This is a genomic window from Streptococcus sp. Marseille-Q4154, from assembly GCF_916700545.1.
GTDB lineage: Bacteria > Bacillota > Bacilli > Lactobacillales > Streptococcaceae > Streptococcus > Streptococcus infantis_I.
Map to the genome: position 1 here is coordinate 458,544 of NZ_CAKAKN010000001.1, position 25,778 is coordinate 484,321.

21 protein-coding genes are annotated in these 25,778 nt (G+C 37.9%); 17 read left to right on the top strand and 4 right to left on the bottom strand.

Annotated features, from left to right (window positions below):
• Positions 1-65 precede the first annotated feature (65 nt).
• Complete coding sequence (locus LG369_RS02320; protein WP_225750112.1) at positions 66-1,958, top strand: M13 family metallopeptidase; 1,893 nt, start codon at positions 66-68, stop codon at positions 1,956-1,958.
• 87 nt (positions 1,959-2,045) lie between these two features.
• Positions 2,046-2,810, top strand: coding sequence for a hypothetical protein (locus tag LG369_RS02325; RefSeq protein ID WP_225750113.1), 765 nt, complete (start codon positions 2,046-2,048; stop codon positions 2,808-2,810).
• A 104-nt stretch (positions 2,811-2,914) separates the two neighbouring features.
• On the opposite strand, the gene LG369_RS02330 is transcribed toward LG369_RS02325, so the two are convergent.
• Positions 2,915-3,544, bottom strand: coding sequence for an MBL fold metallo-hydrolase (locus tag LG369_RS02330; RefSeq protein WP_225750114.1), 630 nt, complete (start codon positions 3,542-3,544; stop codon positions 2,915-2,917).
• Positions 3,545-3,648: 104 nt separating this feature from the next.
• Positions 3,649-4,725, bottom strand: coding sequence for a DUF2974 domain-containing protein (locus LG369_RS02335; RefSeq protein ID WP_225750487.1), 1,077 nt, complete (start codon positions 4,723-4,725; stop codon positions 3,649-3,651).
• 95 nt (positions 4,726-4,820) lie between these two features.
• Here LG369_RS02335 and LG369_RS02340 point away from each other — a divergent pair, with 95 nt between their 5' ends.
• From LG369_RS02340 to LG369_RS02360, 5 genes are all read left to right on the top strand, one after another.
• The gene (locus LG369_RS02340) at positions 4,821-5,498 is read left to right on the top strand and encodes a response regulator transcription factor (protein WP_000548968.1); all 678 of its coding nucleotides are present in this window, start codon (positions 4,821-4,823) and stop codon (positions 5,496-5,498) included.
• Positions 5,491-6,465 (top strand): sensor histidine kinase, encoded by a 975-nt coding sequence (locus LG369_RS02345; RefSeq protein WP_225750115.1) that lies wholly within the window; start codon positions 5,491-5,493, stop codon positions 6,463-6,465. Before LG369_RS02340 ends, LG369_RS02345 begins: the two co-directional genes overlap by 8 nt.
• Positions 6,466-7,047: 582 nt before the next feature.
• Positions 7,048-7,806, top strand: a complete 759-nt coding sequence (locus LG369_RS02350) for an ABC transporter ATP-binding protein (protein WP_006152604.1) — start codon at positions 7,048-7,050, stop codon at positions 7,804-7,806.
• Position 7,807: 1 nt separating this feature from the next.
• Positions 7,808-9,799 (top strand): ABC transporter permease, encoded by a 1,992-nt coding sequence (locus LG369_RS02355; RefSeq protein ID WP_225750116.1) that lies wholly within the window; start codon positions 7,808-7,810, stop codon positions 9,797-9,799.
• 576 nt (positions 9,800-10,375) lie between these two features.
• The gene (locus tag LG369_RS02360) at positions 10,376-11,425 is read left to right on the top strand and encodes a DUF389 domain-containing protein (RefSeq protein WP_016465552.1); all 1,050 of its coding nucleotides are present in this window, start codon (positions 10,376-10,378) and stop codon (positions 11,423-11,425) included.
• A 212-nt stretch (positions 11,426-11,637) separates the two neighbouring features.
• On the opposite strand, the gene thrS is transcribed toward LG369_RS02360, so the two are convergent.
• Together thrS and LG369_RS02370 are read right to left on the bottom strand one after the other, a co-directional pair.
• Positions 11,638-13,581: a threonine--tRNA ligase gene (gene thrS / locus LG369_RS02365; protein ID WP_225750117.1), complete on the bottom strand. Its 1,944-nt coding sequence runs from the start codon at positions 13,579-13,581 to the stop codon at positions 11,638-11,640.
• Positions 13,582-13,898: 317 nt separating this feature from the next.
• Positions 13,899-14,270 carry a hypothetical protein gene (locus LG369_RS02370; RefSeq protein WP_225750118.1) on the bottom strand — a complete coding sequence of 124 codons (372 nt, stop codon included), beginning with the start codon at positions 14,268-14,270 and terminating at the stop codon, positions 13,899-13,901.
• 206 nt (positions 14,271-14,476) lie between these two features.
• Between LG369_RS02370 and rpsO the strand changes: the two genes are divergently transcribed.
• The 10 genes from rpsO (at position 14,477) to LG369_RS02420 (ending at position 25,758) form a co-directional block, all read left to right on the top strand.
• Positions 14,477-14,746 (top strand): 30S ribosomal protein S15, encoded by a 270-nt coding sequence (gene rpsO / locus LG369_RS02375; protein WP_001018251.1) that lies wholly within the window; start codon positions 14,477-14,479, stop codon positions 14,744-14,746.
• A 394-nt stretch (positions 14,747-15,140) separates the two neighbouring features.
• Positions 15,141-16,187 (top strand): FecCD family ABC transporter permease, encoded by a 1,047-nt coding sequence (locus LG369_RS02380; protein WP_225750119.1) that lies wholly within the window; start codon positions 15,141-15,143, stop codon positions 16,185-16,187.
• A gap of 1 nt (position 16,188) precedes the next feature.
• Positions 16,189-16,944, top strand: coding sequence for an ABC transporter ATP-binding protein (locus LG369_RS02385; RefSeq protein WP_225750120.1), 756 nt, complete (start codon positions 16,189-16,191; stop codon positions 16,942-16,944).
• A gap of 16 nt (positions 16,945-16,960) precedes the next feature.
• On the top strand, positions 16,961-17,971 hold the full coding sequence (locus LG369_RS02390) for an ABC transporter substrate-binding protein (RefSeq protein ID WP_225750121.1): 1,011 nt from the start codon (positions 16,961-16,963) through the stop codon (positions 17,969-17,971).
• Entirely contained in the window at positions 17,952-18,644 is a 693-nt protein-coding gene (locus LG369_RS02395) for an alpha/beta hydrolase-fold protein (protein ID WP_225750122.1), read from the top strand. Before LG369_RS02390 ends, LG369_RS02395 begins: the two co-directional genes overlap by 20 nt.
• Positions 18,645-18,799: 155 nt before the next feature.
• Entirely contained in the window at positions 18,800-20,143 is a 1,344-nt protein-coding gene (locus tag LG369_RS02400; RefSeq protein WP_225750123.1) for a DEAD/DEAH box helicase, read from the top strand.
• Between the two features lie 417 nt (positions 20,144-20,560).
• A complete protein-coding gene (gene pezA, locus LG369_RS02405) occupies positions 20,561-21,037 on the top strand; it encodes a type II toxin-antitoxin system antitoxin PezA (RefSeq protein WP_225750124.1) in 477 nt (158 codons plus the stop codon).
• Positions 21,037-21,822, top strand: a complete 786-nt coding sequence (gene pezT, locus LG369_RS02410; protein WP_225750125.1) for a type II toxin-antitoxin system toxin PezT — start codon at positions 21,037-21,039, stop codon at positions 21,820-21,822. The genes pezA and pezT overlap by 1 nt, the downstream gene beginning before the upstream one ends.
• Positions 21,812-23,851, top strand: a complete 2,040-nt coding sequence (locus LG369_RS02415; RefSeq protein ID WP_225750126.1) for an ATP-dependent nuclease — start codon at positions 21,812-21,814, stop codon at positions 23,849-23,851. Before pezT ends, LG369_RS02415 begins: the two co-directional genes overlap by 11 nt.
• A complete protein-coding gene (locus LG369_RS02420; RefSeq protein ID WP_225750127.1) occupies positions 23,833-25,758 on the top strand; it encodes an ATP-dependent helicase in 1,926 nt (641 codons plus the stop codon). Before LG369_RS02415 ends, LG369_RS02420 begins: the two co-directional genes overlap by 19 nt.
• Positions 25,759-25,778: the final 20 nt, after the last annotated feature.

Here is a 25,778-nt window from a genome sequence, read left to right on the forward strand (position 1 = left end):
TAATTGCATTCCCCAGGGAATTTTGCTAAGCTAGGAATAAGTGAAAATAGGAAAGTGAGAACAAGATGACACGTTATCAAGATGATTTTTATGATGCTATAAATGGTGAATGGGAAAAGACTGCAGTCATTCCAGCTGACAAATCACGAACAGGTGGTTTTATTGACCTTGACGAAGAAATCGAAGAGTTGATGCTAACAACAACCGACAAATGGTTGGAAGGTGAAGATGTGCCAGAAGATGCCATCTTAGCAAATTTTGTTAAGTACCATCGTATGGTCAGAGATTTTGACAAACGAGAAGCAGATGGAATCAAACCAGTTCTTCCTATGCTTAAGGAATACCAAGATTTGGAAAGTTTTGCAGATTTCGCAAGTAAACTAGCAGCATTTGAATTAGCTGGTAAACCAAACTTCCTTCCATTTGGAGTATCACCAGACTTTATGGATGCTAGAACCAATGTTCTCTGGGCTAGTGCTCCAGGAACTATCTTGCCTGATACAACCTACTATGCGGAAGACCATCCTCAGCGTGAGGAATTATTGAACCTTTGGAAAGAAAGTACTTCTAATCTCCTCAAAGCCTATAACTTCTCAGATGAAGAAATCGAAGATCTTTTAGAGAAACGATTGGATTTGGACCGTCGTATCGCAGCAGTGGTTCTTTCAAACGAAGAAAGTTCAGAATATGCAAAACTCTATCATCCATATGCTTATGAAGATTTCAAGAAATTCGCCCCTGCCCTACCTCTAGATGATTTCTTCCAAGCTGTTCTTGGGCAAGTGCCTGACAAGGTTATCGTAGATGAGGAACGTTTCTGGCAAGCAGCAGACCAATTTTATAGTGAAGAAGCTTGGCCTTTGCTTAAGGCAAGCTTGATCTTGAGTGTGGTCAATCTTTCAACCAGCTATCTCACAGACGAGATTCGTGTCTTGTCAGGTGCCTACGGACGTGCCCTTTCAGGTGTTCCAGAAGCTCAGGATAAGGTCAAGGCAGCCTATCACTTGGCCCAAGGTCCCTTTAAGCAAGCCCTTGGTCTCTGGTATGCGCATGAAAAATTCTCCCCAGAAGCTAAGGCAGACGTAGAGAAAAAAGTGGCGACTATGATTGACGTTTATAAGGAACGTTTGGCTAAGAACGACTGGCTCACGCCTGAAACGCGAGATAAGGCCATTGTCAAACTCAATGTCATCAAGCCTTATATCGGTTATCCAGAAGAACTGCCAGCTCGCTATAAGGACAAGGTAGTGGATGAATCTGCTAGCCTCTTTGAGAATGCCCTAGCATTTGCGCGTGTGGAAATTAAGCACAGTTGGAGCAAGTGGAACCAGCCAGTTGACTACAAGGAGTGGGGAATGCCTGCTCATATGGTCAATGCCTACTACAATCCACAAAAGAACTTGATTGTCTTCCCAGCTGCTATCTTACAGGCACCATTCTATGACTTGCATCAGTCATCTTCTGCCAACTATGGTGGTATTGGAGCAGTTATTGCCCATGAAATTTCTCACGCCTTTGATACTAATGGAGCTTCCTTTGATGAAAATGGAAGTCTTAAGGATTGGTGGACTGAGAGCGATTATGCAGCCTTTAAAGAAAAAACGCAGAAGGTTATCGACCAGTTTGATGGTCAAGAATCTTACGGTGCAAAAATCAATGGCAAATTAACTGTATCCGAAAACGTTGCCGACCTAGGAGGTATCGCTGCAGCCTTGGAAGCTGCTAAGAGAGAACCAGACTTCTCAGCTGAAGAGTTCTTCCATAACTTTGCTCGTATCTGGCGAATGAAAGGTCGACCAGAGTTGATGAAACTCATGGCTAGCGTCGACGTACACGCACCAGCTAAACTTCGTGTCAATGTCCAAGTGCCTAACTTTGACGACTTCTTTACAACTTATGATGTCAAAGAAGGCGACGGCATGTGGCGTTCACCAGAAGACCGTGTTATTATTTGGTAAAATGATTTCTTAATCAAGTATAACTTGGCGTGAATGATTCATTTTTGAAGTTTATACATCTGAAAATGCAATGCTATCGAGGTTAATATGAAGAAATTTTTAATGATGCTTTCAGCTATTTTTTCGATTTCAGTTTTGGCATCTTGTGGTCTCAATAAAAATAATAGCAATACAGAACCTTCATCTCCGCTATCATCTGTTTCCAAAGACGATAAGTCTAGTATATCAACAGAAGCAAAGACTGAAAATACAAGCGACTCGTCAACCAAAGTGTCTCAATCAACTGTTGAAAATAAGAAGGAAACGGGACCAGATTTGTATAAAGAAGTGATTGAACGTTATAATCACTATACAGAGCTTTTAAAACAAGGTAATAGAGAAGATTTATACGAGGAAAATAAACAACACAAGATTGCTTCAGAAGAATATGGCATGATTTTCTCTCGTATGGATTATCAAAATGCACCAGACTTTAAATATGCCCTTCTTGATTTGAATAAAGATGGGCAAGATGAGTTGCTTATTGGGGATGAAAAATTTGTTTCAGCCATTTATTATTTGGAAAATCAAAAACCAAACTTACTTCATACAGCTTATGTAGCTTCTGCAGGTGGTTTTCGCTCAGGCTTTGTTATTTACGAAAATGGTCTAGTCTCTTATGCAGACTGGCAGTCAACTCGTCCAGAAATGAACCTGGCTCTATATTCATTTGATAAAAATGGAGTGCAGAAGATTAAAGAAGCAACTATTCAAATCGGTGGTAATGAAAAAGCAGAGCAAGTTTTAGATATTTCTTCTGAAAAGCTTGATTTGTCTAACATTGACTGGAAAGAATTGAATCCAACAAATTAGTTTTGAATTATTTTTCTAGTCAATGTTGATTCTACCGAGCAAGTAGTGATGTAGAAATTGAAGCTACACAAAAACCAAGGATGATTGTCCTTGGTTTTTATGTTTTAGAAAAATGGATTGAAAGTTTTTTCGTGAGCGATGGTCGTAGCCGGACCATGTCCTGGATAGACATCGTAGTTTGGAAGGGTGAAGAGCTGGGTTTGGACACTATGAAGGAGTTGTTCCATACTACCAGTTGGCAAGTCTGTCCGACCAATGGTTTCTCGGAAAAGGGCATCTCCCGTTAAGACCAAGTGTCCATCTGGGAAAACCAATGAAACTCCACCGATAGAGTGACCTGGCGTTGGTAAGGCTGTGAAGCGGAATTCCTCAATCTGGTATTCTTCATGAAAGACATAAGTGTGTTCAGCTGGTTTGCAGATGACATCCGCCATATCATCGTGTCGAGGGAGTCCTGAAAGGTTGTCAACAGGAGTATAGAGCCAGCTAGCTTCACTTTCTGCCACATAGACTGGAGGATTTCCATAAGTATCTCTGACCAAGTCAAGACTCATAATATGGTCGTAGTGAGTGTGGGTCAGAAGAATGGCACAGACCGGTTTGTTGATGGTTTCGATAGTCTTGCGAATAGCCTCCCAATGGCTACCAGGATCGACTACAATCAGGTGTTGCTCCCCTTCGAGATAATAAGTATTTTCATAGGCGACAGGATTCACAGTTTTATGGATTTTCATAGGATTTCCTCTTTCATAGATTTACAGTTTCTAGTATAACACAGAAGAATAAAATAAGGAATCAACAAGAAAGTCCCTCCATAAAAGAAGGGACTTTTAACTTTTTAAAAATGATTTTTCCAGGCTTGGAAGCGTGCATCCAGTAGGAGTTGTGTCAGGTTTTTTAAGATTTCGACTTGCTCGGGCTCCAGTGTCTGGGCTTGAGAAACAAGTTGTTGAATGTGTTCAATAGCATTTCTAGAAGATAAATCGTTGATGGAAGTGATTCCAGATTCTAGGATGGTTCCGAAAAAGAGATCAAAGTAGAGCTCTAGTTCTTCATCAGGCACACTGTCCACCCATTCTTTAAGAGCGTCTTTGATTTGGAGACTTTCGCTACTAATTTCCTCTAGTTGGACAAAGTGCTGTCCTTCAGTTAGCCAGCTAAAGGTATTGTGTTGAGCGATTCCACCGAGAGCCGTAGATTTGACAACGGTAGGAGTATCAGGAACTTCTAGCATCATGCCGATGACAGAACCTTGTGGGACATAACGGTGAAATTTAGGGATAACATCTTGATAACCAGTCGTTTCTGTCAGATGAGCCTGCAAACCAGGAGCATCGTAGGTATAAACTGCTGATATCTTTTCCTGCAATTCAGGCTGGATTTGACTAGCAGCAAAGACGGCTAGATTCCCACCTTTAGAATGCCCAGCAAGAAGTACTTTTTGTTTTGGATGTTGTTTAAAGAAATCTTCCAAGTACTCAAGAGCATGCTTTTGGGCAGGGATTTCCTTCATATAGGTCATATGGAAATCTTCCTTCCAGCCAATAATACTGTCGTCTGTGCCACGAAAGACAATGAGATAAGTATCTAGGTTCAGACGATAGGTCATAGCAGCGAACTGTTTCTGTTGCTCAGTGTCAATCTCGTTAATAAAGTTTGATAGCTTGCAATTTCTAAAACGTTTGTGTTGGGCAAGCTGGTCTAAAAGTTGCAGACGTTCTTTATTGGTCAGCATGGTGCTTTCTCGCGGAACACGTGTTGCGATATCGCTTAAACGATTGACAGGCTGGTCCAATAGGTTATCAAAAGGAAGATAAGTCAGCTCTGTCAAAGCAAGTACATCCAGTTCATTTAAGGGAAGATCATAAAAAGAATCGTATTGAACATCAATTAGATAGTCAAAAATATTGGCCATGAGAATTCCTTTCTTAACTTTTATCATATCAGATTTGCATCAATTTCGCTAGTAGTCAGAAGAATTTTGCTATAATATAAAAAAAGGAGGAGCAGATGCATAAGATTTTACTAGTAGAAGATGATCCAGTAATCCGTCAGCAAGTTGGGAAAATGCTCTCCGAATGGGGTTTTGAAGTAGTCATGGTAGAAGACTTTATGGAAGTTCTGACATTATTTGTTCAGTCTGAGCCTCATCTGGTCCTGATGGATATTGGATTGCCTCTCTTTAATGGTTATCATTGGTGTCAGGAAATTCGCAAGATTTCCAAAGTTCCTATTATGTTTCTGTCTTCAAGAGACCAGGCTATGGATATCGTGATGGCTATTAATATGGGAGCAGACGATTTTGTGACCAAGCCTTTTGACCAGCAGGTCCTTTTAGCTAAGGTACAGGGTTTGTTGCGCCGCTCTTATGAATTTGGACGGGATGAAAGTCTCCTAGAGTATGCTGGAGTTATTCTCAATACCAAGTCTATGGATGTGCATGTCAATGGCAAAGCTATCAGCCTAACCAAGAATGAATTTCAGATTTTACGAGTTTTATTTGAGCATGCAGGAAATATCGTAGCGCGTGACGACTTGATGCGGGAACTCTGGAACAGTGACTTTTTTATCGATGACAATACCTTATCTGTTAATGTCGCTCGTTTGCGCAAGAAACTGGAGGAAGAAGGTTTGATTGGTTTTATCGAAACCAAGAAAGGGATAGGGTATGGATTGAAACATGCTTGAACTTAAAAGTTTTTTTCTAGCTTATATCCGTTCGCGTAGCCGTTTTTTTGCTTTTATTCTATCGCTTACAGGTTTGCTTTTTCTCTTTGAAATCTTGTTTGATAAGCAAGGGCCCTACTTTAACTATTTCTTCTTTCTATCTACATTTTTGACATTTTTGTTTTTGGTATTTGATTTCTTGATAGAATTGCAACGTTATCGTAAGGAATTGCTCTATGGCGAAAGAAAAGCTAAGTCACCAATGGAAGTCCTTCTAACTGAAAAATTAGAGAAAAGCGAATCTGAACTCTATCAAAAGAAATCAGATGCTGAAAACCGCTATAATGATTTGGTGGACTACTATACACTCTGGGTTCATCAGATAAAAACACCAATTGCAGCTAGTAAACTCCTAGTGAGTGAGGTGGCAGATCGCCAACTGAAGCAACAGTTGGAGCAGGAAATTTTTAAGATTGATTCATATACCAATCTCGTACTTCAATATCTACGCTTAGAAAGTTTCCATGATGATTTGGTGTTGAAGAAAGAAAATATAGAAGATCTGGTCAAGGAAGTCATTCGCAAATATGCCATTTTCTTTATCCAGAAAGGTCTTAGTATCAATCTGCATGACTTGGATAGAAGTATTGTGACGGATAAAAAATGGCTGTTGGTAGTCATTGAACAAATCCTGTCAAATAGCCTCAAGTACACAAATGAAGGTGGGGTTGAAATTTACATGGAAGGTTCAGACCTTTGCATCAAAGATACTGGGATTGGTATCAAAAACAGTGATCGGTTGCGAGTCTTTGAACGTGGATTTTCAGGATATAATGGTCGAATGACCCAGCAGTCATCTGGACTTGGGCTCTATCTAACCCAGAAAATCAGCCAAGAATTAGGACATCAGATTCAAATAGAATCCGAACTTGGGCAAGGAACAACTGTGAGGATTAAGTTCTCTGAAGTGAATTTACTGATTGAATGAAAAGATTGTGAAGAGGCTGGGACAAAAGTCCTAGCCTCTCAATTATCTTTGGATTGTCGAGCAAGACGCAGTGGTTGAGTGGGCTCTACTACGCTGATTTCATCAACTTTTACAGCCCTACTCAACTGTGCGGAGGTGGGACGACGAAATCAAATTCTAACGAATTACCGATTTCTGTCCCACTCTCTTCTTTAGACCTTGATATGGTGAGAAAAAAGGCTCCAATCAGATAATACTCTTTGAAAATCAAATTCAAACCACGTCAGCTTCGCCTTGCCGTACTCAAGTACAGCCTGCGGCTAGCTTCCTAGTTTGCTCTTTGATTTTCATTGAGTATAAAATAGTTTAATCTTACAAAAATGTAAGATTAAAGGCCTCTTTTGTAAGGTTATGTTATGGCAAGCCCTCTTTTTTTGGAGTAAACTTAGAGCATAAAGAAAAAGGAGAGGAACCATGAAAACAATTTTACAAAAGAAACAAACAAGTAAGCCAAGTCCAAAGGAAATCGAGCGAGTTCAAATCGGCATTCAAATGATGCAAGCTCAGTTTCAATTAATGGGATATTAAAAAGGAGAAGTTAAAATGACACTATTAGATGTAAAACACGTTCAAAAGATTTATAAAACTCGCTTTCAAGGCAACCAAGTAGAAGCACTGAAAGATATTCACTTTACCGTTGAAAAAGGCGACTACGTCGCTATCATGGGTGAGTCTGGATCTGGTAAATCTACTCTACTCAATATTCTTGCTATGCTTGACAAGCCAACGCGTGGGCAGGTCTTCCTAAACGGAACTGACACAGCTACCATTAAAAATTCTGAAGCATCAAGCTTCCGTCGTGAAAAGTTAGGCTTTGTCTTCCAAGACTTCAATTTGTTAGATACGCTTTCTGTTAAAGACAATATCTTACTCCCTTTGGTATTGTCTAGAAAGCCTATTACAGAAATGATGAAAAAATTGGTCGTGACAGCCGAAAATCTTGGCATCAATCAATTGCAGGAGAAGTACCCTTATGAAATCTCTGGAGGGCAAAAACAAAGGGTAGCAGTTGCACGGGCTATCATCACAGAACCAGAAATTCTTCTTGCGGACGAGCCAACAGGTGCTCTAGACTCTAAATCGTCTGCAGCCCTCCTTGATATCTTTGATCAGATTAACGAGCAAGGGCAAACCATTCTCATGGTGACCCACTCAACAGCAGCAGCTAGCCGTGCAAAACGTGTTCTTTTCATCAAGGACGGTATTCTCTATAATCAAATCTACCGTGGTGAAAAGACGGATCGTCAGATGTTCCAAGAAATCTCTGACACCTTGACTGTTATGGCAAGTGAGGTGAACTAGTATGTTTCGATTAACCAATAAGTTGGCCATATCCAACTTAATTAAAAACCGCAAACTCTATTATCCGTTTGCTTTGTCTGTTATTTTGGCAGTCACTATCAGCTATCTCTTTTACTCTCTAGCCTTTAATCCTAAAATTGTGGATTTACGTGGTGCATCTGCTATACAATTTACCCTACAACTAGGGCTTGTCGTTGTGACACTTGCATCTGCCATTATCGTTCTTTATGCCAATAGCTTTGTCATGAAAAATCGCTCAAAAGAACTGGGTGTATATGGCATGTTGGGATTAGAAAAGCGCCACTTGATTGGTATGACCTTTAAGGAGCTCTTGATATTTGGGCTAGTAACAGTCACTGCCGGGATTGGAATTGGTGCCCTCTTTGATAATCTGATTTTCGCATTACTGCTCAAACTTGCAAAGATGAAGGTAGAGTTAGTTGCAACTTTCCAATGGTCCGTAGTGCTTTCAATCCTTCTGGTATTCGGTTTTATCTTTTTAGTCATCGTTTTCCTGAACGCTGTACGCATTATCCGTATGGATGCTCTCCAGCTTTCTAGAGAAAAAGCGAAGGGTGAGAAGAAGGGGCGTTTCCTAGTCCTTCAAACACTTGTAGGGCTAATTACTCTAGGCGGTGGCTACTACCTAGCACTAAGCGTAACAGATGCTTTCAAAGCTGTCGCTACTTTCTTTATTGCGGTTATGTTAGTTATTGTAGGGACCTATCTCTTATTCAATGCTGGTATTACAGTTTTCTTACAGTTGCTCAAGAAAAATAAGAGATATTACTACCAACCCAATAACCTCATCTCTGTTTCTAACCTTATCTTTCGTATGAAGAAAAATGCGGTCGGATTAGCAACCATTGCCATCCTTTCAACAATGGTTTTAATCACCATGTCTGCAGCAACCAGCATCTACAACGGATCTGAGAATATGAAAAAACTCATGTATCCTCACGATTTTGATGTTAAGGGACAAAATATAGAAGTTGAGGATTTAGACAAGCTTTTGACTCAATACGCTAGCGAAAAGAACCTAACCATCAGCAATAAGGACGTCCTCAGTTATGCAAGTTTCGGTCTTTCGAGTCAAGACGGGACAAAATTAACCGCCTTTGAAAAAGGGCAAAACAATGTCATGCCTAAGACAGTCTTCCTGGTTTTTGATCAAAAAGATTATGAAAAAATGACTGGACAAAAGCTAAACCTTACTGGTAACGAAGTAGGACTTTGGGCTCGAAATGACCAACTTAAAGATCAGAAAGCATTTAGTCTGAACAATCAGAACTATACGATCAAGGAAGCAATTCAGCAGGATTTTATTGCCAATCATGTTTCCAATCCCTATGTACTATTGGTATCGGATTATAACTATCTTGTAGTAGCTGACCTTCAAAGCTTTTTAAAACAGTTCCAGGATTCAGCTGTATACTCACAGATCTACGGTGGTATGGATGTAACAGCTAGTCTAGAGGAACAGTTAAAGCTATCTGATGATTTTGATGCGTATGTGAACAATTTTAGTCATAATCTCAAAAATGAAGACGGTATGGTTTATGGTGGAGGCACTGCAAGTGACGCAATTGCCCAAATGAATGCCCTCTTTGGAGGAGTTCTCTTTATTGGTATTTTCCTCTCTATCATCTTTATGATTGGAACAGTACTCGTTATCTACTATAAACAAATCTCAGAAGGTTATGAGGATCGTGAACGCTTTGTCATCTTACAAAAAGTGGGCTTGGATCAAAAACAAATCAAACAAACCATTAACAAGCAGGTCTTGACTGTTTTCTTCCTCCCTGTAATCTTTGCTTTCCTACACTTGGCTTTTGCCTATCATATGTTAAGTTTGATTCTTAAGGTCATTGGGGTAGTAGATACAGCTATGATGTTAAGTGTAACACTTTCTATTTGTGGTATCTTTGCTTTAGTCTATGTACTAATCTTTATAATTACTTCAAGAAGCTATCGTAGAATCGTTCAAATGTAAAAACAGAAACATCAAAAAAGAGAGTGGGACAGAAATCGTTAATTCGCTAGAATTCGATTTCGTCGTCCCACCTCCGCACAGTTGAGTAGGGCTGTAAAAGCTGATGAAATCAGCGTAGTAGAGCCCACTCAACCACTGCGTCTTGCTCAACAATCCAAAGACAATTGAGAGGCTAGGACTTTTGTCCCAGCCTCTTTTTTAGAGCTGGGATTTTGTACAAGGTTTTATCTCTTATTTCTCAACACGTGATTTGTTGGCGATATCAACTAGGATTGCTGCTACAAACTCATCATGTTTAAACATTAAAACGGTATCTACTTTCAGAGGAGATATCGTTTTTCTTCTTCAACGGATAAGGATACAAAAATTTCTTCCTTTCTCTATCTTTTAAATGAATTGATTTCTTCAGAGAAAGACTGTAAAATTTTTGATATAATATCAAGGATGGATTGATGGATAAAAAGATAATGTTCAAAAGAATTACAGCTAAGAATTAAAAATATGTCAGATTGGACAAAAGTCTCTCTACCATCGTCTATACAGAAACAAGATTATATGAAATAAAAGGAGTAACCAATGACCGGAAACTATTCAACACGTGAATACCGTGAAAAATTATATGATGATCTTCATGTTCGATTAAGAGATACACTGATTTTGATGTGTTCGATTTTTATTGCCTCTATAGGTCTAAATATGAATTCAACAGCTGTCATTATTGGAGCCATGCTGATTTCCCCTCTTATGACACCGATTGTTGGACTGGGATTCGGTTTAGCTATTTTTGATACGCGTTTAATCAAGCAATCTCTAGAGGTTTTATTTACTCAAGTATTGGTCAGTTTGCTTGTCTCGACTCTGTATTTCTGGATTACTCCCTTATCTTATGCAAGTAGCGAGTTGATTGCACGAACCTCTCCAACAATTTGGGATGTTCTCATTGCTATTGCTGGTGGGATAGCAGGTGTTATTGGTTCAAGGAAAAAAGAAGCAAACAATATCGTGCCTGGAGTAGCTATTGCAACAGCTCTGATGCCACCTATCTGTACTGCAGGTTATGGTTTAGCTAATGGAAATGTGCGATTTTTATTTGGAGCTCTCTATCTTTTCTTGATCAACTGTGTCTTTATCATGCTAACCAATATTGTTGGAACTAGAATTTTAATGAGAAAATCTCCTTTAAGTTCATTTAAAGAGCTAAACATTAAAATGAAAATTGGCTTGATATCCTTAATTGTATTATTGGTTCTTCCAGCCAGCTATTCAGCAGTCACTCTGACGATAGATCAAGCGCGAAAAGAAGGGATTAAACAGTTTGTAGGAAAAGAGTTCGCCAATCATACGCTCATTAATCAAGTCTACAAGTCAAGTAGCAATGAATTAGTCTTGACAGTTGTTGGAGATCCGATTTCAGAAGAAGAATTAGAAACAATCCGCCAAAAACAAGCCTCTTACGGTATTCAAACTGTTCAATTGAAAGTCAATCAAGTCCATAATTCGACAAAATTAGATAGTGAGATGACCAAGGAATTTTATGAAACTATTAACAAGTATATCGATCAAAAACTCTCTGAAAAAGATTCACAAAAAGATCTCGTAAAAGAGAATGAAGCAGACAAGGATTGAGGATAGTCAACTTATCTAACTCGAGGAAGCAAATCTTGGGAGAATATCCTATATCCAAAAGTTAGTGGATAGAAAGGATCGTTGACGAGGATACCATTTGTGGTAGTTTGACCAATCACTACTAGCTCAGCTTAATCAAAATACAAAAAAGCAACAACTGAAATAGTTGTTGCTTTTTCTTACTGAAAAATGTTTCTCAGACTGTGATCGTTTTATTTCTCAACACGAGATTTGTTGGCGATATCAGCTAGGATAGCTGCTACAAACTCATCTACTGGCACAGTGTTTGTTTCTTTTTGTCCATAGCGACGAACGTTGACAGTTCCATCCTCCATTTCCTTGTCACCAACGATCAATTGGTAAGGAATCTTGCTAGTTTGTGAAGCACGGATCTTGAACTGCATTTTTTCATTACGTTCATCCACATCAGCACGGACACCACGGTCACGGAGCTTCTTAGCTACTTCCCAAGCGTAGTCAACGTGTTTCTCGTTAGATACTGGGATGAGGGTTACTTGATGTGGTGCAAGCCATGTTGGGAAGGCACCCTTGTAGTTCTCAATCAAGATCGCTGTGAAGCGTTCCATGGTTGAGATAACCCCACGGTGGATCATAACTGGGCGATGTTCTTCACCATCAGCTCCGATGTATTTAAGGTCGAAGCGTTCTGGGAGCAAGAAGTCAAGCTGGATCGTAGAAAGGGTTTCTTCTTTTCCAAGGGCAGTCTTAACCTGGATATCCAATTTTGGTCCATAGAAGGCTGCTTCCCCTTCAGCTTCAAAGTAGTCAAGTCCCATGTCATCCATAGCTGATTTCAACATACGTTGAGCATTTTCCCACATTTCATCATTATCAAAATATTTGTGAGTATCTTTAGGGTCGCGGTATGACAAACGGAAACGATAGTCAGTCAAGTTGAAATCTTCGTAAACATCAATAATCAATTGAAGCGTACGTTGGAACTCATCTTTGATTTGTTCAGGTGTTACGAAAGTATGACCATCATTAAGTGACATTTCACGTACACGTTGAAGCCCTGTGAGAGCACCAGATTTTTCATAGCGGTGCATCATACCGATTTCAGCAATACGGATTGGCAATTCACGGTAAGAGTGAACGTGGTGTTTAAAGACTTCGATATGGTGAGGACAGTTCATTGGACGAAGAACGAATTCTTCCCCATCACCCATATCCATAGTTGGGAACATATCTTCACGGTAGTGATCCCAGTGACCAGAAGTCTTGTAAAGTTCTACTGAGGCAATTGGTGGAGTGTAGACGTGTTGGTAACCAGCAGCGATTTCCTTGTCGACGATGTAGCGTTCCAATTCACGACGGATAGTGGCACCATTTGGCAACCAGAATGGTAGACCTTGACCAACTTCTTGAGAAATCATGAAGAGATCAAGCTCTTTACCAAGTTTACGGTGGTCACGTTCTTTGGCTTCTTCACGCATTTGAAGGTAGTTTTTCAAGTCTTTCTTGTCGAACCAAGCTGTACCGTAAATACGTTGCATCATAGCATTGTCACTATTTCCACGCCAGTAAGCACCAGCTACATGGAGAAGGTGGAAGATTTGGATGCGGCCTGTTGATGGGACGTGTGGTCCACGACAGAGGTCTACATATTCACCTTGACGGTAGATGGTCAAGCCACCCTCGTCTTCTGAGTGCTCTTCGATCAATTCCAATTTGTATGGATCATTCTTAAAGATTTCACGCGCTTCATCCTTAGTCACTTCTTCACGAATAGATGGGAAGTTTTCTTTAACGATTTTTTGCATTTCTTCTTCGATACGAGGAAGGTCTTCGTTAGAGATTTGACCAGCTTGGTTATCTGTATCGTAGTAGAAACCATCTTCGATAGCTGGACCAACACCCAAGTGAATATCTGGGAAAAGGCGACGAGCGGCTTGAGCAAACAAGTGAGCTGCTGAGTGACGCAAGATGTCAAGAGCGTCTTCGTGATCAGGTGTCACGATTTCAATGCTTCCATCTTCAGTGATCGCACGAGTAGTGTCGATGAGTTTGCCGTTGAATTTACCAGCAAGAGCTTTTTTAGCTAGGGAATTGCTGATTGATTGAGCAATTTCAAAAGTTGTAACGCCAGATTCGAATTCACGAACAGCGCCATCTGGGAAAGTAATTTTGATCATGGTTTTCTCCTTATATTAGTTATCCATTATTTCTATAGCAGAAGTGTTTCCTATTTTGCAGTCTTAAATCAAGAAAAACAAAAAGCGACATCCTAAAAAGGACGTCGCAACGTGGTTCCACCTTCATTTATGTTCCTCAAAAAAGAGGGACACCTCTGATTGGCTCTAACGTGGCCACCGTTTTATGTTTGCATAAAAGTTAGTAGAGTAGTATCAGTATAGTCTTTCTATGCGTTCTCAGCAACCACGCACTCTCTGGTAGAAAGGTTCTAAGTGACTTGTCTCTATGCATTATTATAGCATGATTGCGAGATTTTTCAAGGATTTTGTGAAAGTTTTTTGTTTTTCAGTTTTTGAACCAGATACTTGATAGTGGCACCAATAACTGTACCTAGTAGAATAAGAATTTCATAGGCTAGGAAATAAACAATGATAAATTCTCTGAAAGGAATGATAGTAAATCCATAGAGTAAGCAACTACCTAAAAGCCAATGAAGTGAAAAACCAAATCGGTAGCTATAAAGAAGAGAGACTATAAAAACTACAACAGGCGAAATGATGAATATATTTAAAAGATAGAGCTCCGTTAGTTTTGGATTCTGTAATAGTAGTATAAATAATCCATAAAGTGGACAATAAAAGAAAAATACGACCAAATAGTAGGGGAGATATTTGAAGAATTTACGCATGGTCAATCACCTCTCTTTTCAAGCTGTCTACTTAGATATCCTTCCTATAACTATTATAGCACATTTGAGGTATGGATAGTAAATCAGTTGACAAAGAACTTAGTTATTGGTAGAATAAGAAATGTCGTAAAGACAAATAACTTCTTCTTGGTTACAGGCATGCCAACCTGTCACTCGGATGAAGCCAAATAAAAAGGAGAAACATCATGGCAATCTCAAAAGAGAAAAAAAATGAAATCATTGCACAATATGCACGTCACGAAGGTGATACAGGTTCAGTAGAGGTTCAAGTTGCTGTCCTTACTTGGGAAATCAACCACCTTAACGAACACATCAAACAACACAAAAAAGACCACGCTACTTACCGTGGATTGATGAAGAAAATTGGTCGCCGTCGTAACTTGCTTGCATACTTGCGTAAAAACGACGTTAACCGTTACCGTGAGTTGATCAACTCTCTAGGACTTCGTCGCTAATCTTGCATCTAAAACGTTTCTATACTTCGTTGGCTTCGCATCGATGTACCATCAGTACAATCTTCGGCTTGCCGCCTAGTCTACAAACGTTTTATCCAGCAAGAATCAAGCTCTCTGACTTCAGAGGGCTTTTTATTTTTGTCACCTTACCTCGATATACTCAAGTATAATCTTCGGTTACGGTTCCTAGCACTGTAAGGAAAAATAAACCAGGATGATCTCCCTTCGGGGAGATTTTTTGTTTCACTAAGATTTTATCCCGAGTTCAAACGAACTCTCTGAAATCAGAGGGCTTTTTTGTGTGCTTTTTTCTAGTCTTGTTCCTGATTTAGAAATGTGGTATACTAATTATGAAAATTGTCTAAATTTTTAATTTTTGTTAAAGGAGGGTTTCATGCTTTCCAAATTTTCTGGAAGCCATCAAAACCTGAGATATTGTTTTTTACTAGCTATCCTGTTAGGAGCTTTGGGGATTTCTCTGTTTCTGGCAGTTTCTATGGGGTCTGTTCAAATTAGCTTGAGTGACACCTATCGGATAATTTTGAGTCAGTTAGGGGCTCCTTTTGAGATAGGAGACATTTCAAAGTCTACGCTTGCTATTGTTTGGAATATGAGATTGCCACGGGTTTTTCTTGCTTTGATTGTTGGTGCTGGCCTCTCCATGTGTGGCAGTGTCATGCAGTCAACTGTCAACAATCCAATAGCAGAGCCCTATGTATTAGGAATTTCAGCCGGGGCAACCTTTGGAGCAACTTTGAGTATTATTCTTGGATTTAAAGTTATGATTGGTCTAGGATCTTTCCTCGGAGCGATTTTAGCAACAGTTGCAGTTCTTCTCATTGCATCTATGCAGGGTAGGATGACAACTTCTAGCTTAATCTTATCGGGTACGGTAGTGAATGCCCTATTTTTGGCTTTTTCAAACTTTATTATCTCTATTGGGGCCAATGCTGACAGTGTCATGACCATCAAGTTTTGGACCATGGGTTCTCTAGCAGGGATTTCATGGGCTCACTTAACCCTGCCAGCAGTAGTCGTTGGAATCGCTTTTTTATTTTTCTCTACCCAATATCGTGTTTTCAATGCCATGATGATGGGAGATGAGGCGGCTTTGACTTTGGGAATTCCCTTGCGTTTTTATTGGTATCTCTATGTGACGATTGTAGCTGTGATGACGGCAGTCCTAGTTTCGACTTGTGGGATCATCGGTTTTGTCGGTTTGATTACACCACATTTGGCCCGAAGTTTGGTTGGTACAAATTATAGAAGGCTTTTTCCAATTGCAACCTTGCTAGGAGCCCTCTTTGTCGTCTGGGCAGATGTCTTTGCTCGCGTTTTGATTCAAAATGCTGAACTACCGATTGGAATTTTCACAGCCTTAGTAGGAGCCCCTTTCTTTATCTACATGGTTGCAAGTAGACGAAGGGAGGTGAAGGTCTGATATGGACTTAATGTGTCAGGATATTCACTTTGGAATTGGAGAAAAAAAGATTCTCAAAGGAGTCTCACTTAAACTTGAGGGAAACCAATTTCATACTATTTTGGGACCAAATGGAAGTGGAAAGACCAGCTTGCTGAAACTCTTCTATAGACAGGAAAAGCCGAATCAGGGCTTGATTTCTTTAGATGGGAAGCCTCTAGACCAAATGAGCGTCAAAGAAACGGCAAAGCAGATGGCAGTCATCACGCAGTTTAATCAACTTCAGTTTGATTGTACGGTTGAGGAGATTGTCATGCTGGGTAGAACACCCCATCTCTCTTTCTTGCAAAAGGAAAAAGACAGAGATTTTGCTTTGGTTGAGGATGCTTTGGTCAAGGTAGATATGCTCGAAAAGAGAAATCGACTCTACTCTTCTTTGTCAGGAGGAGAGAAGCAGCGGGTTCTGTTAGCACGCGCCTTGGCCCAAGAGCCGACCCTCTTGCTCTTAGATGAACCGACCAATCATTTGGATATCAAGTATCAGCTAGACTTATTGACCATTGTCAAAAATCTTCAGATCAATGTACTAGCAGTATTACATGATATTCAGCTAGCTTGTCGCTATTCAGACTATCTCTACCTAATGAAAGAAGGGGAGATTGTTTACCAAGGTACTCCAAAAGAGACCATCACACCCGAGTCATTGCAGGCTGTCTATGGCGTTCAAAGTAAGGTAACTTGGACAGAAGATCAGCAAGCCATGATTCACTATTTATAAAAAGGAAAATAAAAACATGAAAAAAACACTTAGTATTTTACTTGTAACAGTAGCTACCTTATCTTTGGCAGCTTGTGGTAACGCATCTAAAGAAACATCATCTGCACCGGCTACAACAGAAGCTAGTCAAAAAGCTACTACAGAAACCAGCTATCCTGTAACTATCAAAACTTATGATGCTAAAGGAAACGAAGTCGAACAAGTATTTGAAAAGGCACCTGAAAAGGTCATCACCAACAACCTCTCAACAACTGAAATCCTACTTGAACTCGGTTTGCAAGATAAAATTGCTGGCATGCTCAATCCTGATAATGCTGTAACTGGTAAATACAAGAATGCTATTGAAGCCATCCCTCACATTGGTGATAAAAAATCTGTCTCACAAGAAACAGTTCTTTCTTATGAACCAGATGCCTTGATGGGACGCAACATGATGTTTTCTGAAAAATCAATGGGAACCATTAGTGCTTGGAATGAAAACAAAATCCCTGTTTATACGCAAAAAGCTTCACTTTCAACTATCCAACAAGATTTAGGAAATATCGTAGAAGATGTGAAGAATCTTGGTACCATTTTCAATGTCCAAGACAAGGCGAATCAATACGCAGAACAATTACAAGCTAAAATCGATGCGGTTAAGAAAGCAAACCCAGAAACACAGGGTGAAAAGAAAAAAGCTCTGATTATGGTGGCCTACAATGACGAAACCTTTGGTGCTTACAAGTCAGCCCTTCAGGAAAGCTTGCTCAATCAACTTGGTTATACCAATGTCGCAACGGGAACTTCTGGCTTGACCTTGGAAAATCTAGTATCAATGGATCCTGAGTTGATTATCTATGTAACTAGTGACCGCAATCAAAAATTAGATGAAAAAGCAGTGGATTTGATGAAGGCAAATGCTGTTTTGGAAAATGTACCAGCAATCAAGAATCAAAAAATCATGACTATCTCTTACGATGAGCTGATGGATTACGGTCCTGCCGTGATTGATTCCCTTGAGAAGATCAATGACTTTATCAAGAAATAAGGAGTTTAACTGGGAAGGGATTCGAGTTAGGGTCAGTCTTCCTTCAAACTATGATCCTCAACAAGCCTACCCAACGATTCTTTTAAATGATGGACAATTGGACTATTTGTCAGACCTATCCCAATCTGTGATTTTGGTGGGGTTGATTCCAGAAAATCGTCTGGATGACTTTACACCCTGGAAGTCTAGAGCTTTGAAAGAAGGGGCACCAGACTTTGGTGGAAAGGTAGACCAATACCATCAGAAGCTATTTCAAGGAATTATAGCAAGTCTAAAAAAAGACTATTTGCTTGATGAAAGTCGAATTGCTTATGGTGGCTATTCACTGGGTGGGCTTGCTGCTGTCTATAGTCTCTATAGTAGTTATCTTCCTGCGTCCTGTATCTTTTCTATCTGTGGTTCCTTCTGGTATCCTGATTTTACAGAATATTGTAGGGAACAGGACTTGATACAGAGCCAAAGCCTGATTTATCTACAAAATGGTCAGACAGAAGGTGCCAATCATTCCAATCGTCTGTCTAAGGCTCCTATTTTTGCAAGAGACATTCATGATTTGATTTCAGAGAAAGTGCCTTCGACTTATTGCACATTTGATGCTTATGGGCATCATGAAGCTCTTAAGGAACGTTATCATCATTTTTGTGATTGGCTGAGAGACGAATGGAAGCTTTAGTAATCCTATAACACTCCTTGTTCATCATAACTAGGAGTGTTTCTTATGTATGCTTGGTTGTTAAAATGTTCATGGTATTATTCTTGACGGAAATCCATCCCCTGTAATAGACTAAATTATGGTATAATGAGTAGATAGATAGAATCGAGGAAATTATGTCATTTACACAATTTAAATTTAAAAAATATATAGAAGAAGCCTTGGAGGAGTTGAAATTTACGACTCCTACCGAGGTTCAGGAAAAGTTAATTCCTATTGTCCTAGCAGGTCGTGACTTGGTTGGTGAATCAAAAACAGGTTCAGGTAAGACTCATACTTTCTTGTTACCTATTTTCCAACAGTTGGATGAAGAGAGCGATAGCGTGCAGGCAGTTATTACAGCTCCAAGTCGTGAATTAGCGACTCAGATTTACCAAGCTGCTCGTCAGATTGCAGGACACTCAGAAGTAGAGATTCGTGTTGTGAACTATGTTGGTGGTACAGATAAGGCTCGCCAAATTGACAAACTGGCAAGCAATCAGCCACATATTGTCATCGGAACTCCAGGTCGTATCTATGATTTGGTAAAATCAGGTGATTTGGCTATTCACAAGGCTAAGACCTTTGTAGTAGATGAAGCTGACATGACCTTGGATATGGGATTCTTGGAAACAGTTGATAAGATTGCAGGTAGTCTTCCTAAGGACTTGCAGTTTATGGTCTTTTCAGCGACTATCCCACAAAAACTACAACCATTTTTGAAGAAATACTTGTCAAATCCTGTCATGGAGAAAATCAAGACCAAGACAGTTATCTCTGATACCATTGACAACTGGCTGATTTCGACCAAGGGTAGAGACAAGAACGCTCAGATTTATGAGTTGACTCAAGTCATGCAGCCGTATCTCGCCATGATTTTTGTCAATACAAAAACTCGTGCGGATGAATTGCACAACTACCTAACGGCTCAAGGCTTGAAGGTGGCTAAGATTCATGGAGATATTGCTCCTCGTGAACGCAAACGAATCATGAATCAGGTGAAAAATCTTGATTTTGAATATATCGTAGCGACTGACTTGGCTGCGCGTGGAATTGATATTGAGGGTGTCAGCCACGTTATCAATGATGCCATTCCACAAGACTTGTCCTTCTTTGTCCACCGTGTTGGACGAACTGGACGTAATGGTCTACCAGGTACAGCCATCACCCTCTATCAACCAAGCGATGACTCTGATATCCGTGAGTTGGAGAAATTAGGAATCAAGTTTGTACCTAAGGTTGTTAAAGATGGAGAGTTCCAAGACACTTATGACCGTGACCGTCGTGCCAATCGTGAGAAAAAACAAGAAAAACTGGATATCGAAATGATTGGCTTGGTTAAAAAGAAAAAGAAAAAAGTCAAACCAGGCTATAAGAAGAAAATCCAGTGGGCTGTCGACGAAAAACGCCGTAAAACCAAGCGTGCTGAAAGTCGTGCCCGTGGACGTGCAGAACGAAAAGCCAAACGTCAAACATTTTAGAATTGAGACAGTAAAACCAAGTGGTTTTACTGTTTTTTTGGAATAATTTAGAAGTGTTACGCTAGAGGATTTGGTGGCTATGATGAATTCTTTAATCAAGCAGAAGAAAGAACTTTGATATGAAAGGTTGATTTGCTTGTTATCAGAGTTCAAAAATGATGAACGCTTAAATTTATTGATGAAGTTATCCAAAATGAAATAAACATACTGGGACGAGTATCTCAGTGTGTTTTTGTGGTAAATTTGTCTTTAAAATAGATAAGATAGATTATTTGATAAAGCCGTTGTATTAGATGATTGGTTTGCCAAGAATGTAACAGATGAATTATTTCATTCAGCTAGAGCTGGATAAAAAACGCACCATTTTTGGTGCGTTTTTATTTTTTGTGCTATAATAGAAATAAAAGGAGGAGTTACATGATTGGAGAAAATATAAAAACGTTACGTAAAACACATAAATTAACCCAGCCTGAGTTTGCAAAGATCGTTGGTATCTCTAGAAATAGTCTGAGTCGTTATGAAAATGGGACAAGTCGAGTTTCGACAGAATTAATCGATCGTATCTGCAAGAAATTTAATGTTTCTTATATCGATATCGTAGGGGAGGAAAAAATGCTCACACCAGTAGAAGATTATCAGTTAACTCTAAAAATTGAAGTGATTAAAGAACGAGGGGCGAATATCTTAGCTCAACTTTATCGTTTTCAAGATGAACAAGGAATTGCATTTGATGATACTTCTAATCCTTGGGTTCTAATGAGCGATGATTTGTCTGATTTGATTAACACGAGGATTTATCTTGTTTCAACTTTTGAGGATATTGAGCGATTTAATGGCTATTTGGATGGCATTGAACGTATGTTAGAACAAGCTAGTCATCTGGTGGTGGCTTAATGAAATTAGAAGAATTTAGTCAAAATAATTTTGAACAAGCCTCCAAACGGCTTATCCGTTCTTTAACTCGTGGAAAAACAAGCTCATCTCATCCTAAGGCTATTTTGCTCGGTGGACAGAGTGGTGCTGGGAAAACAACGATTCATCGTATTAAACAAAGAGAATTTCAAGGTAATATCATTATCATTGATGGGGATAGTTATCGCTCTTTTCATCCGAACTACCTTGGCCTACAGGAAAAGTATGGCAAAGATAGTGTGGATTATACCAAAGTATTCGCGGGACAAATGGTTGAATATCTTGTAGATGAGTTGAGTAAAAAAGGTTATCATTTATTAATCGAGGGTACCTTGAGAACAACAGAAGTCCCTAGAAAAACGGCCCAATTATTGGCAACTAGAGGATATCAAGTCTCACTTGCACTGATTGCGACCAAGCCAGAATTGTCTTATCTCAGTACCTTGATACGTTATGAGGAGCTCTACGCCATAGATCCTAGTCAAGCAAGAGCGACTCCCAAAGAGCACCATGATGGAATTGTAGAACATTTAGTTGATAACTTACGAGAGTTAGAAAATGACAAAATTTTTAATCAAATTCAAATTTATCAAAGAGATCAATCGTGTGTTTATGATTCGGAAGTAGATCAAATCTCAGCAGCAGAAGTTTTACACAAATGCCTATTTGGAAAATGGAGTAAGGTGGAGGAAGAGATGTTGAAGATAGGGCAGGAACGGTTGAGAGAATTAATGGAAATAAAAAAAGGTATAATTGATGGAAATTAAAAAAATCTATATTCAACATTATCGTTTATTAAACGATTTTTCTTTAGAGTTGAAAAATGATTTATCCTTAATTGTGGGTAAAAATAATTGTGGCAAGACTTCAGTTTTATCTGTGTTAGAAAAAATATTCAATAAAAATTCTAATCGCAATTTGGTATGGGAAGATATTAATTTAAATCATAGGAGGGAAATCTTTGAGAATATAAAGAGAGTCGCTGATATTCCTGATTCGGAATTATCGTCTATTTTAGGGATTAATCTTCAAATTTGGATTCAATACTCAGAATTAGATTCTTATCAAAATATCCAAGGATTTATGATGGATTTAAATCCCGAAAATAATTTTATTATTCTTGAATTTTCGTATATAATTCCTACTCAAAAGCTTCGTGAGATAAGTAGTTTGACTTGTGATTTTGCAGATGATTTTTCAAAATTTGAATCATTTATGAAGAAAAATCTGAATAAATTTTTCGAAATACAGATTTATTCACGTGGATATAATCCTATTACTCAAGAAATGACAGAAGAAAAGTCTGATTTACATGAAATGAAAGATGTTCATAAAATTATTAAAGTAAGAGGCATTAGTGCTAGTCGAGAAGTATCTAATAAAGAAAATAACCATTCATTATCTAAGACATCAAATCGATTTTATAAATTAAATAATGGCGAAGAAATTAACAGTAAAGCAAATAATTTACTGCAATCTGCTATTTTAAAGGCAGATGAAACTTTAACCAGAGCATATAGTGGTGATGATAGCGACGAAGGAATTTTTACTTCAGTCTTTGAACGCGTCAAAAGATTTGGTGGAAATGATAGTGAAGCAGAGTTAGCAATTCATTCATCATTGTCTGAGAAAGATATTTTAAGTAATAATACGACACTGTACTATAAGCATGATGATAGTCTATTACCTGAAACATATAATGGTTTGGGGTATTTAAATTTATATGGAATTATTTTTGAAATTGAGACTTTAATGGCAGATATAAAAAACGAACCTGCTGATATTAACCTAATATATATTGAAGAACCAGAATCACATACACATCCACAATTACAGTATATTTTTATCAAGAATATTAAAGATTTGCTAAAGGAACACAATGATGAACTAAAAGAAAGTGGAGATTTTAGTTGTATTCAAACTTTAATTACAACTCATTCCTCTCATATAGTTTCTGATTGTAACTTTGATGATCTAATTTATTTTAAACGTGATAACGGTACAGCAGTATCAAAGGCTTTTAATTCATTGAAAGAAGAATATGGTGATGAACAACTAGGATATAAATTTGTAAAGCAGTACCTTACTCTCAATAGTAGTGAATTATTTTTTGCTGATAAAGTCATTTGTGTTGAGGGTGATACAGAAAGAATTTTAATTCCTACGATGATGCAAAAGGTGGATATATCCAATCCAATAAATCAAACTTCTAATACAATGCCATTGCTTTCTCAAAATATTTCAATCATTGAAACAGGTGCTCATTCACAAGTGTTTAGGAAGTTATTTGATTTTTTAGGAATAAAAGTATTGATAATTACAGATATTGACCCAGCGAATAAAAATGGAAATAATCGCTTGACTTCTTGTTCAGCAGTAGAGGCTACTTCTACGACAAATGCTTCAATTAAAAATTTTTTTGATATTTCTGGAGATGAAGTTTTTTCAATAGTAGCCCAAAAGAGTTCTGCAGAAAAAATAACATCAGATGGTAGAATTCGTATTGCATATCAAATTCCCGAAGATGAAAATGGTTATCAGCCTGCTAGTTTTGAGGATGCTTTTATCAGTTTAAATAAACAATTCATTATTGATCAAAAAGCTGGTTTTATTCAATTTAAAGCTTTAAAAGACTTTGATGATAGTGAAATAGAAGATTTTTATAAATTTGCTAGGGATAAAGTAAACAAAAAATCTGCATTTGCATCAAGTTTATTATATTTTGAAGGTGAAGAAAATACTTGGAAAGTACCTAACTATATTTCGGAGGGATTATTATGGTTGAGAAAACAGTAGAACCAGAGGTAGAAAAAGTATTTGAAGTAATAAAACAAGGTCAAAATTTTATTCTTGAGGGTGGTGCTGGGAGTGGGAAAACTTATTCATTAATTTCCATTATTGAAAAAATATCTATAGAAGAACCAAAAAAATCGATTGTATGCATTACTTATACTAATAATGCTGTTGCAGAGATTAAATCACGAATCATTAATGATAATTTATGGGTTTCAACAATTCACGAGTTTATTTGGCGTGTCATTGGAAATTTTCAAAAAGAGATTAAAGAATGTCTTGTTGAGTTAATAAATGATGATGCACAAAATTTATTTATTACTCCAAAGGAGATATCTAGTGAAGACTTTATTTCACTTGATTACTTTGATGGTGTTCGTGTTGACTATGCTGAATGGTATTCTATGAGCATAACTGAGCAAAATAAGGTTCAAATAAGTCATGACCATGTTCTTATAGTTGCTGAAAAAATGTTTTCTAAATATAAGAAGTTATGTGATATTTTAGCGAATACTGCAAACTATATATTTGTTGACGAGTATCAAGATACGAGTCCTTTAGTTGTAAAAATTTTATTAGAGCACCTTGAAAAGAGTACTAGAACTAATATTGTAGGTTTTTTTGGAGATTCAATGCAGGCTATATATGATTCGGGAGTGGGAAACATAGATTTCTACGGTCTTGAAAAAATACAAAAAAATCTAAACAGACGTAATCCACAAAAAGTTATAAATTTAGCGAATAAATTTAGAAGTGATGGATTAGTCCAGATTCCTTCGGGGGATGTAGACGCTCCGAACATGAATAATGGTAATGTAATTCAAGGGGTGGTGAAATTCATCTATGGAGATGGAATTAATCATCTTGAAAATCTTAGAAATAGTAAACTATACAAAGATTTAGAATTTGATATATCTAAAAAAACAAAGGAATTACGCCTGACACATAAACTTAATGCTGAAATGGCAGGTTTCTCTAAGCTATTTGAATTATATAATTCTGATTTGTTTGTAAAGTTAATTACAAATATAAAGAAAAAAATTAGTGCAAACGAGCTAGTTGATAAAGGAAAATCGTTTGAAGAACTAGTAGAAGAGGCAAAAATAGTTTTTGGGAAGGGCGGTCCATTAATAATTGATATTGTCAAATCTACTCCAGAACTTTTAGCTATTTACAATAGAATTAAGACATTTTCGTTTGAAGAAGTGATTAGTAAGAGTAAAATTAATAAAGATTCTTTATTGGCTTATAAATTTAATGGTTTAAATAATAGATATGAGGCTGGTACAGATAGAGATAGGATTCTTAAAAGATTAGATTTAATTTATGAACTATTAGAACTATATAAAATAGGTAAACATAATGAATTTTTGCGTATTACTCGTTTTAAAATAACTTCGTCAGATGATAAAATTACTCTATCTAAAATTATGACGGAAATCTCTGCTAATGATACTACAATTGGAAGAGTCATAGAACTTGCAGAGAGAACAGGATTAATTTCAAAGGACGACTTATTTACTAGTTTTATTGAAAATAAGGGATGTTATTTATGGTTACGACTCGAGAAATTACCATTTAAAGAATATGTAAATAGTATTGCTTATCTTAGAGAATATGTTTCAGTCATAACTCAGCATAAGGTTAAAGGTAGTGAATATGAGAATGTCTTAGTTTTGTTAGACAACGGAAGATGGAATCAATATAATTTTAACACTATATTTGGAAAAGGTTCAGCTAATGAGAATGTTCAAAACAGGACTAAGAAACTTTTTTATGTTGCAATCACTAGAGCAATGAAAAATTTAATTGTTTACATGCCAAGTAATGATCAACAGATTGTTGAAAAAGCTCAAGATTATTTTGAATCTAGTGATATTGTTGATGTTCTATGTTTAGACAAAGCGTAAATAATAATATTTGTTAACTT